The organism is Paenibacillus liaoningensis (assembly GCF_059609455.1).
Map to the genome: position 1 here is coordinate 128,857 of NZ_JCAALU010000018.1, position 12,570 is coordinate 141,426.

A 12,570-nucleotide genomic window follows, 5' to 3' on the forward strand; every position below is an offset into this window, starting at 1 on the left:
AAATAGGTAAAGGCGGGGAGTTCATGCCTTATAAAAAGCTATGGGCGGCATTGGCGCTCGTATTTGTTTTATCCTTTGGCGTATTGCTCTATTATGGCGGAGAGATTATTCAGGAGAAGCCGCCGATTCCGGAGCGGGTGGTCACGGAGCAGGGAGATGCGATTTTTACAAAAGCCGATATTATGGAGGGCCAGCAGGTCTGGCAGCGAATGGGCGGTCAGGAGCTGGGCAGCATCTGGGGCCATGGCTCCTATGTAGCGCCGGATTGGACGGCCGACTATTTGCATCGGCAGCTTGTGTTTATGAATGATTATAACGCGCAGCAAAAATACCAGCTGCCTTATGACCACCTGACAGAGGAGCAGCAGGCTGAGCTTAAAGCCACGCTCAAGCGTGAAATCCGCACGAATACGTATGATCCGGAGACGGGTGACATTGTGATTACTTCATTGCGGGCGTTGACGGCTTCTGAACTGGGCGACTATTATTCAGGTGTATTCGGAGATGCACCTGAATGGGCCGCGTATCGCGAGCAAATCGCTCTGCCAGCCAATACGGTAGGCTCACTGGACGATCGCGAGAAGCTGAATGCCTTTTTCTGGTGGGCGACTTGGTCAACCTCGACGAATCGGTTAGGCTCAGACATTACGTATACGAATAACTGGCCGGGCGAGCCGCTCATTGATAATGAACCGACCAGCGCGTCGCTGCTTTGGTCCATTGTGAGCGTGGTTTTGCTGCTTGCCGGAGTAGGGGCGCTTGCTTGGTATTACGCCGTACAGCGGAGCAAGGAGCAGGATGAGAGCGGGCATATACCGGAGAAAGATCCGCTCCTGCAAGTGAAATCGACGCCTTCCATGCGGGCGACGATGAAATATTTCTGGATAGTGACGACGCTGATCGCCGTCCAGGCAGGTCTCGGCGCGATTACCGCCCATTATGCGGTGGAGGGGAATGGCTTTTACGGCATCCCGATCGCGGAATGGTTTCCTTATAGCGTCACGCGCACCTGGCATCAGCAGCTCGCGGTATTTTGGATTGCGACCGCATGGCTCGCAACCGGCCTATATATCGGACCAGCGATTTCTGGGCATGAGCCCAAATTCCAGCGTTTAGGGGTGAACGTGCTGTTTTGCTGCCTGCTGCTGATCGTTGCCGGTTCAATGGCGGGCGAATGGCTTGCGGTCAAAGGCTATATTACAAGCGCGACGCATAATTTTTATTTTGGACATCAGGGCTATGAATATGTCGATTTGGGCCGGGCATGGCAAGTTTTTCTGACGGCCGGCTTATTTATTTGGTTTTTCCTCATGGCGCGGGCAATCTGGCCGGCTCTGAAGAAGAAGGGGGAAAGCCGCCATCTGCTGACGCTGTTTCTAATCGCTTCGGTTGCGATTCCGACGTTTTACATTCCGGGCTTAATGTGGGGGCCTCAGGCGCACTTGACCATTGTGACCTACTGGCGCTGGTGGGTCGTTCATTTATGGGTGGAGGGCTTTTTCGAGGTGTTCGCTGCGGTCGTTATCGCATTTCTGTTTTCTCGCATGGGGCTTATACGCACGGCAACCGCGACGACAACGGTGCTGTTCTCGACCGTTATTTTTCTCGCGGGCGGCATTATTGGCACGTTTCATCATTTATATTTTGCCGGGACGCCGATTGGAGTGCTCGCTTTCGGCGCATCGTTCAGTGCGCTAGAGGTTGTGCCGCTGCTATTGATTGGGTTTGAGGCTTATGAAAATTTGCGTCATGGCCGGGCAAAACCGTGGGTAAAGCGCTATAAATGGCCGATCTTTTTCTTCGTCGCCGTATCATTCTGGAATTTGGTCGGAGCGGGTCTCTTTGGCTTCCTTATCAATCCGCCCATTGCGCTATATTATATGCAGGGGCTTAATACGACGGCGCTTCATGCACATACCGCTCTGTTCGGCGTTTATGGCATGCTTGGAATCGGGCTTATGCTGTTCTGTATGCGCGGGCTCACCGGAGAGAAGGAATGGCGGACGAAGCTGCTGAGGTTTTCCTTCTGGTCGTTTAATATCGGCTTGATGATGATGGGTCTGGCAAGCCTGCTGCCCGTAGGAATACTCCAAACGCTGGCGAGCATGGAGCATGGGATGTGGTATGCGCGCTCTGCCGAATTCCTTCATACCCGCACGATGCAAAATCTCGTCTGGCTGAGGGCTGTCGGCGATACGATTTTTGCGCTTGGTGTAGTAGGCATTGTTATTTTTGTCATCGGTTTGGCGACGGGCCGATCCTATAAGTCGGACGTAAGCTAGACTTTCGCTAATGCTGGAAAGTGGAATGCTGGTTTGCTGGCAAGCAGCGGGCGAATCGCTGCTTGCCGGCCCATTTTAAACGAAGGAGGGGGAAAGCTTGCCCAAAAGCTGGATTCATCTAACGATTGGTTATTTCCTCGTAACGGCGGTAACCGGCCTGCTGATGCGCAGTATGGCATATGTCTCGCTGCCTGGACTGCGTTACGATTATTTGCTGCATGCCCATTCCCATTTGGCACTGCTCGGCTGGGGATATATGGCGCTGTTTTTATTGTTTCTCGCTGTCTTTTTTAACTCAGCCAGTGGCAGGGCAGGGGGCGTCTTCAAGGAAAAGAAAATCCGCGTGATGCTGGTGATAACACAGCTGACACTAGCCGGAATGTTTTTTGCGTTCTGTATCCAAGGATATGCCGCCGTATCGATCAGCTTTTCGACGCTGCAAATTTTGCTGTCCTACTGGTTCGCCGGATGGGCATGGAGACGCTTAGCAGTAATTGCAAGAGAAGGAGCAAAACCGGAACGAGGAGTGCATTCGGAATTGCAGCAAGTACAAGGAACAGGCTCGCATCCAAGCACAAGACAGCCGCTCTCCTTTCTGTTCGTCAAAGGCAGTCTGCTTTGTCTCGTCATTTCCTCGCTTGGCCCCTGGGGGCTTGCCATGCTGAGTGCCAATGGATTGAAGGGCAGTCCGCTGTATGAAGCGGCGATTTATTTTTATTTGCATTTTCAATATAACGGTTGGTTTACGCTCGGCTTGTTCGCGGTGCTGCTGCGGCTGATGGAACAGCGGCAAATCACTTATTCTGTGAAAATCGTCAGGCTGCTTTTTTGGATGTACGCGCTGGCAATGCCGCCTGCATTTCTATTATCGGTGCTCTGGCTGAAAATAGGGCTGGCCGCCCAGCTCGCCGCAGCGCTCGCTGCCGTCATTCAGTGGGCGGCTATTTTGCTTTTCTGCGCCGTCCTGCTCAAAGCCCGCTTCGCCTTATCCGCCGTATTCACAGGCTGGGCGGCACGTTTGCTCGTGCTTGCGCTGCTGCTCGCGGCGATTAAGGCGACGCTTGAGCTGGGCCTTATCGTACCGCAGCTGGCGGAGGCGATTTATCAGTCGCGCAGCATCGTCATCGGCTATTTGCATCTGACGCTGCTTGGTTTTGTAAGCTGCCTCTGCCTAGCGCTTTTTCTCCAGCAGGGCTGGCTGAATGGGAGGGGGAGGATAGCGTATATTGGCTATATGAGCTTTATTGCTGGTTTTATGCTGAACGAGCTGACGTTATTTTTACAAGGCTTATTCGATTGGACGGGGCATGGGGCGCTTGTATTCGTACAGGAAGCCGTCTGGGCGGCAAGCCTGATTATGGTGACGGGCATCGCCTTATTCTGGGGAAAAAGAAAGGCCGCGCAAGTGTAAGGCTAACCGCCTTCACTTGTGCGACCAGGTTTTTAATGCTTCATAGTCATGAATCAGGTAGCCGCTCCGCTGCGGCTCCAAAATCCCTTCCTTACGCAGCTGGTTAATGAGCCGGTTGACCGTTTCCCTCGTCGTGCCAATCGTATTGGCAAACTCCTGATTGGTCATCGGCACCTCGACATGGACGATGCCGCCGTGATCCGTTCCATAATTTTCTGCAAGCTTGAGCAGGAAAGATACGCCGCGGTCTTGCACATCTTGACCAGTTAGCTCCTGCAATTTTTCCTGAAGCTCTATAATTTTACCACTGAGCACCCGCATCACTTTAATCGCAATCGCCGGCGTATTCATCATGAGCTGCTCGAATGCATGAATAGGAATGGCGAGCAGCTGCGTCTCCATAATCGCCTCGGCCGTTGCTGGGTAAGGGTGCTGGTTGAAAAAGCCGGTATGAGGGAACATATCCCCTGTTTTGAGGAAGGACATAATATGCTCATTGCCGTTTTCATCGGTTTTATATGTTTTGATCAGCCCGTTCTGGACGAAAAACACGGCTTCTTTATGGCTGCCCTCCGTAAAAATAGCGGTCCGCTTGCGGTATGACCGAGGAATGACGATGGCCCATATCCGGGCCAGCTCATCCGGCGTCAAATCGCGGAATAAAGAAATTTGGCGCAAAAGCTCCATTTGCTGCTGCATCGCCGTACACCTCCGTTTTTTCCATTATACCTTAGACGATTTAGACGTTATGTGACGCTAGTCACAGGTCTAGTCGATCATCGATTCCATTTATCAAGCTATGACGCATATCACATCCGCTCCGTTTCCCGCATGGTATCGTAAGCTGGACGGAAGAAGGGGGATGGCAGAAGTGGGAGAAGCACCTAAGCAAATCATCATAATTGGGGGCGGCATAACAGGCCTCAGCGCCGCCTTCTACATGCGAAAGCTGCTGGATGGGCAGCAAATATCGGCAGAAATAACCCTTATTGAAAAAAGCGGCAGCCTTGGCGGAAAAATAAAAACGCTGCGCCGGGATGGCTTCCTCATCGAGCAGGGGCCGGATTCGTTTATGGCGCGCAAGCAGCCCATACTGGATTTGACGAGGGAGCTTGGCCTTGAATCGGAGCTGGTTGCGGCGAATCCGAAAGCGAGGGCGAACTATATTTTGCATAAGGGCAGGCTGCATCAAATGCCCATGGGCCTTATGCTCGGCATTCCGACGGAAGTGACTCCGTTTATGAAAACCGGGCTGTTGTCGCCGCTGGGCAAGCTGCGTGCAGCCTTTGATTTATGGCTGCCGAAGCGGGAGGCGACAGGGGATGAATCCTTGGGCGGCTTCATTGAGCGGCGGCTTGGACGGGAGGTGCTGGAGCAGGTTACGGAGCCGCTGCTGGCAGGCATTTATGCTGGAGATGCCAAAGCGCTCAGCCTGCAAGCGACCTTCCCGCAATTTCGACAGCTGGAGCAGCGGCATCGCAGCTTGATTTTAGGCATGCTCGCGAGCAAGAAGCAGGCGCGTGAAATGCCGAAGGAGCTGCCGGAGATCGCCCGCCGCAGCCTATTTCTCACGTTTAAAGGCGGGCTTGGAAGCCTGGTTGAGCGTCTGGACGAGCAACTGAGCTCGATCCGCCGGCTGACAGGACAGGCGGTCACGGAAGTGAAGAGGGAAGGGCGGGGTTATCAGGTTCGGCTTGAGCATGGGGAGGAGCTGCAGGCGGAAGGCGTTATTATTGCGCTGCCTGCTTACGAGGCGGCCATTTTGCTGGAAGGAAGTGCGGGAATGCCAGCGAAGATGCCGGGACAATTACAGGCACTGCGCGACATTCCCTATGTATCGGTTGCCAATATCGCGTTAGCCTACAAGCCGCAGGACATTAAGCTTCCGCTGAACGGCTCCGGATTTGTAGTGCCGCGAAGCGAGGGACGAATGATAACCGCATGCACCTGGACGTCGTCGAAATGGCTGCATACGGCACCGAATGGTCATATTTTATTGCGGGCTTATATCGGACATGCGGGGGCGCAAGCCTGGACGAAGCTCACGGATCGTCAATTGCTGGACGCCGTCCGCCAAGATTTGCAGGCGATAATGGGCATTGCAGCTGAGCCGCTTTTTACGGAGCTGACCAGGTGGGAACGGTCGATGCCGCAGTATCCGGTGGGGCATCTGGAGCAGCTGGCCAAGCAGCGCGAGGGGCTGGCGCTTAGCCATCCCGGCTTATTATTATGCGGCTCCGGCTATGAGGGAGTCGGGCTGCCGGATTGTATCGGACAGGGAAGGCGAGCGGCTGAAGCGCTGCTGCCATTTTTCAAGCAGTGATCCTCATCACAAACACGCTAGCCAGCCTGCGCTATACTAACAGCAGCTCAAGCTTCATCATCTTAAAAGGCAGGAGCTGCAACATTATTTTATGGAGGTGCGACAAATGACCATATTTAACGGTACAGAGAAAATTGGTGAAATAGTGACGCGTTATCCGGGGGCAAGCAACTTGCTGCGAGCCTATAACATTGATTTTTGCTGCGGGGGCAATCGCTCGCTGCATACGGTGCTGCGGCAGCAGGGAACGGATGCAGCTTTATTTTTATCCGCACTCAATGAAACTTATGCCGAGGCCAGCAAGCATAAGGGCGAGGATATTGACTGGAGCAGCAGATCTTATACGGAGCTGATCGAGCATGTGATTCAGACGCATCATGTCTATGTCCAGCAGGAGCTTCCGCTGCTTAGCGAGTTTACGACGAAAATTTTGCGGGTGCATGGACACAAGCAGGCTGATGTGCTGCCCCGGCTGCACCGACTGTTCCACGAAATGAAGCTGGAGCTGGAGCAGCATTTAATCGACGAAGAAGAGCAAATCTTTCCACTCATCCGCCAATATGAACAGGAGCCATCCCCCGAGCTGCATCAGAAGCTGACAGCGGCGATAACGGAGCTTGAGTCCGAGCACAGCCAGGTCGGCGATCTGCTCAAGGAAATGCGTGCGGTTACGCATCATTACGAGCTTCCTGAAGGGGCGTGCCGCACGTATACGCTAACCTTTCAGAAGCTGGAGGAACTAGAAACCGATCTATTCCAGCACATTCACTTGGAAAATAATATTTTGTTCCCGCGCGTTCTTCAGATTGCATAACTGCATTTGAATAGAATAGAAAAAAAGCCTTCCTACAGGTTGAACCATTGCAGGAAGGCTTTATTATATGCGGCAAACTTCCTTCGGACATTGCTCGCAATTGCAAATCGATTTCAGATGATCAATGTCTTTCAGCACGATATAACCGTGATCGAATGACAGTACCTCTTGTTTTTTTAGCTCGCCGAGCATACGGTTGACGCTTTCCCTAGCAGCGCCGATATAGTCCGAAAGCTCGGTATTCGTTATTTTTTCAGAAATCAGCACGCCATCCTCCGTTTGCTTCCCGAAAGAGTTCGCCAGCCGAATAAGCGTCGAGGCTAAAGCTCCCTGCTTCCCATAAATGACGAGGTCGCGGAATTTGGTCTGGGTCAGGCGATGCATAAGTCCCATCCACTTCATGAATTCAATCGCCAAATCGCCATGCTGCCACAATAATATTTCCAAATCGCTTTTTTGAATAACCCCAATGGTGCAGTCCAGCACGGCCTTTGCGCTTGAGCTGTGGCAAGTAGGCTTGAAAGGATCGAACTGACCCAGAATATCACCTGTTTGATATTGCGAGAAGACAAATTCCTTGCCAGCGGTATTGTGTTTGATCAGCTTAACGCGGCCTTCCATTATGTAATAGAGCTTGTCGTCGGCATCGCCCTCCCAGAAAATATGGCTGCCTGCCGGAATATGGTGTGTATACATAATTTCATTGAGTTTCTCAAAACTAGTCTCTGAAAAACAAAACGTATTGTATACCGTTTGTGTGTAAGGTCTCGCAACTGTCATTGGTTTCATCCCCAATTACCGCCTTTGCTGCTAGTATAGCGGGACTATCCGCTTGAAATAGCTTACTCCCAATGTAACAGAAGTCCATCACTGTCAGAGTGACTAAAATCACACTTTGGCCATAAAAATTGTAAATAAGGCCTAAGAGAGTGATATTTGTAACAGTATCGCCTTATAAAAACTTCTATAATGTAGCCAGAAAAGGGTGTCCACTACAGAACGGAGGGACATATATGCTGACGGGAGCCATATTAGCCGGCGGGCAAAGCCGCAGAATGGGCGGTCGCCATAAAGGTCTGCTTCCTTTTGTAAACGAAAGCATTGTTGAGCGGCAGATCCGTACGATGAAGCAGCTTTGCGCTGAAGTCATTTTGGTAACGAATGACCCGCGAAGCTTTTTGCCTATTCTAGGCAGCAGCATTCGCATCATTACGGATTATATTCCAGGCAAAGGTCCGCTTAGCGGCATGCATGCCGCCTTAACCTTAGCGACGCATTCGGACATCTGGGTCGTGGGCTGCGACATGCCGCTTATTTCAAGTACGGTGGCCGAGCAGCTGTGGAAGGTGAAGCGGGAGCGTCGCTCTGCGGCGGCGATTCCATCTGCGGCTGGCAAGCTGCATCCGCTGCATGGCGTCTATGATAAGCGAAGCGCTGGTGAAATTGAGAAGCTGCTCGATATAAAAGAATACCGAGTGATGACGTTTTTGAATCGGATTTGCTATTACGGTGTAGATACGCAGCAGCTCGAACAGACGGATGAACAGCTCAGTTGTGTGACGAATGTGAACACGCCTGAGGAATATGAGCGCATCCTCAGCTTGTATGACGCCGCCTCAGCCTCTCAAACTTAAAAGGCCTGCCATCGGCAGCCACTTTGAATTCAATTTTCCTTAACGCTGCGAAGAGCTGAGGGAAATTTTTTTTTGAACAAAAGGTGACAGAGGAGCTATTGTGATGGCAATCACAGCGATGTACCATGCCGGAATGATTTAATGAGGGCAGAAAACATCGAAGAAGGAGAATTTGCCATGGATCGAGCCTTTGCTTCCAAATTTGCGAAAATGTATTTCATGACCGTAGTAGCGCTGCTGATTCTTGTGTACGTCGGCACCCGATTTTTCACCCATATCGACCTTGCTCTTTATGGCTATATGGTGGGCACGTTCGTTTTTATCGGGGGATTTTTTTACCGCTTTATCGCCTGGGCCGAGCGTCCGCCAACGAAGCTGATTATGAAGAAGGGGCTTAAGCTGCTGTTTCGCAAAAGCACGCCCCAAACGTCCGTTGAGCATCTCGCAACTTACCGTTTCATTTTCAAACGCGGCGTTTACCGCTGGACACAGCATGTGCTGCTCGGCTGGGGCTGTATTCTATCCTGCTGCGTCACATTCCCGCTCGTGTTTGGATGGATGTATTTTACGATGGGGGAAAATGGCCTGTACACCGTCGTCGCCTTCGGTATTGATGTGATGCAGGTGAAGGCGGACGGCTGGATCGCCTTTCTGTTCTACAACGCGCTGAATATTACCGCCTTTATGGTTATTGCCGGGGTGTGCATGGCGCTGTATCGCAGGCTTAACAATATGCAAGCGAAGGCTGAGCAGACGTTTACCTATGATTTTCTGCCGCTGTATTTGCTGCTCTTCATTAGCATTACGGGGCTGCTGCTGACGTTCAGCAACATATTCCTGCATGGCTGGGGCCATCCGGTTATCTCGCTAATCCACCAATGGTCGGTCATCCTTACGCTGATTTATTTGCCTTTTGGCAAGCTGGCGCATATTCCATTCCGTCCGATGAGCGTACTCGCCAAAAACTATCGTGAAGCTTTCGGCGAGCAGCAAATGAAAGCCTGCAAAGTATGCGGCAGCAGCTTCGTATCGACGGAGCAATCCAGCGATGTCATTCACGTGCTGGCTCAAAACGATATTTCCTTCGAGATGAAGGAAGGCTTCCATCTGGCCGAGCTTTGTCTGCCTTGCAGGCGCAAATACCGGATGTCCCGTTTTACGGGCATTCCGACACATGAAATCAAGGTCAAGGAGGCGAACCAGCATGCTAAAGGATAAGTTTCAGCAAAATATTGCGAACAAGCATCATCCGAAGGAAAAGCTGGTTAAAACCCACTGCTCCTACTGCGGCATGCAGTGCGGAATGAATTTGCGGGTCGATACCGACAAAAATACGATTATCGGCGTGGAGCCAAGGTACGACTGGCCCGTCACACGCGGCAAAATGTGCCCGAAAGGCGTGACCGCCTATCAGCAGACGAACCATCAGGACCGGCTGCTGAAGCCGCTCATTCGGGACGACGCTTCGAAAAAAGGGACGAAGGAAGGCTTCCGCGAAGCCAGCTGGGACGAAGCCTATGATTTAATCGCCCGCCGCTTCAAGGAGCTACAATCCGAATATGGGAAGGACACGCTGTCCGTATTCAGCGGCGTTTCGATGACGAATGAAAAATGTTATTTGACCGGGAAATTCGCCCGAGTCGGGCTGCAAACGAGATACATCGATTACAATGGAAGATTTTGTATGGCAAGCGCAGCAGCGGGCTTCCTTCGGAGTTTTGGGATTGATCGCGGCTCAACGCTGCCATGGACGGATATTCATCAGACGGATTGCTTGTTCATCGCGGGCAGCAATACGGCGGAATGCCATCCAACCTCCATGTTCCGTGTCTGGGAGGTTCAAAACCGCGGCGGCTATCTTATCGTCGTCGATCCAAGGGAAACGCCGATTGCAAGAAGGGCGGATGTCCATCTCGATCTAAGGCCGGGGACGGATTTGGCGCTTGCCAACTGCATGGTGAATTTGCTCATTCAAAACGGCCATGCCGATCATGAATATATCGCTAATTACACGAGCGGCTTTGAGGAGACGCTTGAGATTGTGAAGACTTTCACACCAGAATATACGAGTGAAATTACGGGGGTAGCGCCGGAGAAGCTGATACGGGCAGCGGAAATTTTCGGCAAGGCGCCGAATGCGATCGTCATGTTCGCCAGAGGCATTGAGCAGCAAGTTAAAGGCGCGGACAACGTCTCGGCCTACACGAATATGTGCCTCGTTACTGGAAAAATCGGACGGCCGAAATCGGGTGTAGCGACGCTTACGGGACAGGGCAACGGTCAAGGCGGACGCGAGCATGGGCAAAAATCCGATCTGCTGCCGGGCTATCGCAAGCTGACGAATCCGAAGCATGTGCAGGAGGTATGCGAGGTGTGGGGCATCACGCCGGAGGAAATGCCGCTGCCGGGTGTATCGGCTTTTGAAATGTTTGAGTTGATGGAGCAGAAGACGATTCGCGGCTTGTATCTGTTGTGCTCGAACCCCGCCGTGTCAGCACCGCATCTCAATTATGTGCGCTCGGTATTGAAGGATCTGGACTTCATGGTGTGCGCCGACTTCTTCCTGTCGGAATCAGCGGAATTTGCCGATGTTGTGCTGCCGTCTGTTACATGGTCAGAGGATGAAGGCACGGTGACGAATTTGGAGGGCCGCATTATTAAAATCAACAAGGCGCAGGAGCCGCTGGGCGAATCGAAGCCGGATTGGCTCATTCATGTAGAGCTGGCAGAGCGGCTTGGACGCGGTGACTATTTCCGCCATTTGCAGACGGCAAGCCAGGTTGCAGATGAGTTCCGCCTCGCTTCCAAGGGCGGCTACGCCGACTATTACGGCGCCACTTGGGACAAAATCGACCGGCAGGATGGCGTGTTCTGGCCCTGCAAGGACGAAGCGGATACCGGAACGCCTTATATGTTCGAGGATCACAAATATTTTCATCCCGATGGACGGGCGAAAATTTGCGCGCTGCCATACCGCCCTTCAGCGGAGGAGCCATGCGAGGAATATCCGCTCCGCCTGACGACAGGCCGGGTCGTCTATCATTATTTATCCGGCAATCAGACACGGCGGATTCCGTTTTTGCGGGATATGTGTCCAGAGCCGTACGTCGAGGTCCATCCAGAGACGGCGCAGCAGTATGGCATTGCACATGACGAGGTTGTCAGACTGTTCACCCGCCGCGGCGAATGCTTTTATAAAGTGAAGGTGATTGAAGCGATTCGTAAGGATACCGTATTCGTGCCCTATCACTATGGCTATGAGCAGTCGGTCAATTTGCTGACGATTGCTGCGCTTGATCCGATGTCGCGTATGCCGGAATTTAAAGTCTGTGCCGCACAAATCACGAAGTTGCCTGGCGCTGCAAAGGAGGCGGTACGATGAAGAAGCTGCTGTATATCGAAATGGACAACTGCATCGGCTGCCGCAGCTGCCTCGCCGCTTGTACGCAATGCGGCGGACACGACGAGCGCAACCGCAACTATGTGTATGACGTCAACCCGCTGGTGGATCGGCAGACGATCCCGCTCATGTGCCTGCACTGTGTCAATCCGGCATGTGCGAGAAGCTGTCCGGCGCAAGCGATTCAAATTACCGAGGAAGGCGCAGTGCTGTCCGCGCTTGTCGAGAAATGCATCGGCTGCCAGAACTGCACGATTGCTTGCCCTTACGGCATTCCGAAATTTGATGAAGAGCAAAATTTAATGTATAAATGTGACCTCTGTTACGACCGGACGAAGGAAGGCATCCCGCCGATGTGCGCTTCCGTCTGCCCAACCAATACGCTGCAATGGATTACCGAGGAGGAGCTGGCAGAGAAGCAGGAACGCCACAGACTTGGCAAATGGGTTTCCAGCCACCAGCCGTTCGAGCCGCTTGAAGGCGAGACGAATGTGAAGATCAGCCTTCCCGGCATTTTGCAGGGCGTCCAAAAACTATTTTAAACGATAGAGCTGGATCGAATTTTTTAAAATATAGGAAAGTATATGCTTTCGCCATACTTTCTCTATATTTCTTGGACTGAAACGCCGCGCGCCGCCAGAGGACGGCGAAAGCCGTTTCACCTTGTCATGCTGTTTAGAAGGTTAGCTAGTAGAAGGAGGCTCAG

10 protein-coding genes are annotated in these 12,570 nt (G+C 52.3%); 8 read left to right on the forward strand and 2 right to left on the reverse strand.

The window, feature by feature from the left end; translation table 11 throughout:
- Positions 1 to 23 precede the first annotated feature (23 nt).
- Together AC6B99_RS26300 and AC6B99_RS26305 are read left to right on the forward strand one after the other, a co-directional pair.
- On the forward strand, positions 24 to 2,282 hold the full coding sequence (locus AC6B99_RS26300; RefSeq protein ID WP_496664592.1) for a nitric-oxide reductase large subunit: 2,259 nt from the start codon (positions 24 to 26) through the stop codon (positions 2,280 to 2,282).
- 97 nt (positions 2,283 to 2,379) lie between these two features.
- Entirely contained in the window at positions 2,380 to 3,693 is a 1,314-nt protein-coding gene (locus tag AC6B99_RS26305) for a hypothetical protein (protein ID WP_056028522.1), read from the forward strand.
- A 12-nt stretch (positions 3,694 to 3,705) separates the two neighbouring features.
- Here AC6B99_RS26305 and AC6B99_RS26310 read toward each other — a convergent pair whose 3' ends face one another.
- Positions 3,706 to 4,392: a Crp/Fnr family transcriptional regulator gene (locus AC6B99_RS26310; protein WP_056028519.1), complete on the reverse strand. Its 687-nt coding sequence runs from the start codon at positions 4,390 to 4,392 to the stop codon at positions 3,706 to 3,708.
- A 163-nt stretch (positions 4,393 to 4,555) separates the two neighbouring features.
- Between AC6B99_RS26310 and hemG the strand changes: the two genes are divergently transcribed.
- Complete coding sequence (gene hemG / locus AC6B99_RS26315) at positions 4,556 to 6,016, forward strand: protoporphyrinogen oxidase (protein ID WP_442952483.1); 1,461 nt, start codon at positions 4,556 to 4,558, stop codon at positions 6,014 to 6,016.
- A gap of 106 nt (positions 6,017 to 6,122) precedes the next feature.
- A complete protein-coding gene (ric, locus tag AC6B99_RS26320; protein ID WP_496664593.1) occupies positions 6,123 to 6,830 on the forward strand; it encodes an iron-sulfur cluster repair di-iron protein in 708 nt (235 codons plus the stop codon).
- 63 nt (positions 6,831 to 6,893) lie between these two features.
- On the opposite strand, the gene AC6B99_RS26325 is transcribed toward ric, so the two are convergent.
- Complete coding sequence (locus AC6B99_RS26325) at positions 6,894 to 7,610, reverse strand: Crp/Fnr family transcriptional regulator (protein WP_056032624.1); 717 nt, start codon at positions 7,608 to 7,610, stop codon at positions 6,894 to 6,896.
- A gap of 233 nt (positions 7,611 to 7,843) precedes the next feature.
- Between AC6B99_RS26325 and mobA the strand changes: the two genes are divergently transcribed.
- The 4 genes from mobA (at position 7,844) to AC6B99_RS26345 (ending at position 12,406) form a co-directional block, all read left to right on the forward strand.
- Positions 7,844 to 8,464 (forward strand): molybdenum cofactor guanylyltransferase, encoded by a 621-nt coding sequence (gene mobA, locus AC6B99_RS26330; protein WP_056028511.1) that lies wholly within the window; start codon positions 7,844 to 7,846, stop codon positions 8,462 to 8,464.
- Between the two features lie 177 nt (positions 8,465 to 8,641).
- Positions 8,642 to 9,682: a hypothetical protein gene (locus tag AC6B99_RS26335; RefSeq protein ID WP_056028508.1), complete on the forward strand. Its 1,041-nt coding sequence runs from the start codon at positions 8,642 to 8,644 to the stop codon at positions 9,680 to 9,682.
- Entirely contained in the window at positions 9,669 to 11,846 is a 2,178-nt protein-coding gene (locus tag AC6B99_RS26340; RefSeq protein WP_494864460.1) for a molybdopterin-dependent oxidoreductase, read from the forward strand. The genes AC6B99_RS26335 and AC6B99_RS26340 overlap by 14 nt, the downstream gene beginning before the upstream one ends.
- Positions 11,843 to 12,406: a 4Fe-4S dicluster domain-containing protein gene (locus tag AC6B99_RS26345; RefSeq protein WP_046233445.1), complete on the forward strand. Its 564-nt coding sequence runs from the start codon at positions 11,843 to 11,845 to the stop codon at positions 12,404 to 12,406. Before AC6B99_RS26340 ends, AC6B99_RS26345 begins: the two co-directional genes overlap by 4 nt.
- Positions 12,407 to 12,570 lie beyond the last annotated feature (164 nt).

What these genes read in the sequence shown, in the direction of transcription:
- AC6B99_RS26300 (WP_496664592.1), top strand. Translation starts at nt 24, where the DNA reads ATGCCTTATAAAAAGCTATGGGCGGCATTGGCGCTCGTATTTGTTTTA.
- AC6B99_RS26310 (WP_056028519.1), bottom strand. Translation starts at nt 4,392, where the DNA reads ATGCAGCAGCAAATGGAGCTTTTGCGCCAAATTTCTTTATTCCGCGAT.
- hemG (WP_442952483.1), top strand. Translation starts at nt 4,556, where the DNA reads ATGGCAGAAGTGGGAGAAGCACCTAAGCAAATCATCATAATTGGGGGC.
- ric (WP_496664593.1), top strand. Translation starts at nt 6,123, where the DNA reads ATGACCATATTTAACGGTACAGAGAAAATTGGTGAAATAGTGACGCGT.
- AC6B99_RS26325 (WP_056032624.1), bottom strand. Translation starts at nt 7,610, where the DNA reads ATGACAGTTGCGAGACCTTACACACAAACGGTATACAATACGTTTTGT.
- mobA (WP_056028511.1), top strand. Translation starts at nt 7,844, where the DNA reads ATGCTGACGGGAGCCATATTAGCCGGCGGGCAAAGCCGCAGAATGGGC.
- AC6B99_RS26335 (WP_056028508.1), top strand. Translation starts at nt 8,642, where the DNA reads ATGGATCGAGCCTTTGCTTCCAAATTTGCGAAAATGTATTTCATGACC.
- AC6B99_RS26340 (WP_494864460.1), top strand. Translation starts at nt 9,669, where the DNA reads ATGCTAAAGGATAAGTTTCAGCAAAATATTGCGAACAAGCATCATCCG.
- AC6B99_RS26345 (WP_046233445.1), top strand. Translation starts at nt 11,843, where the DNA reads ATGAAGAAGCTGCTGTATATCGAAATGGACAACTGCATCGGCTGCCGC.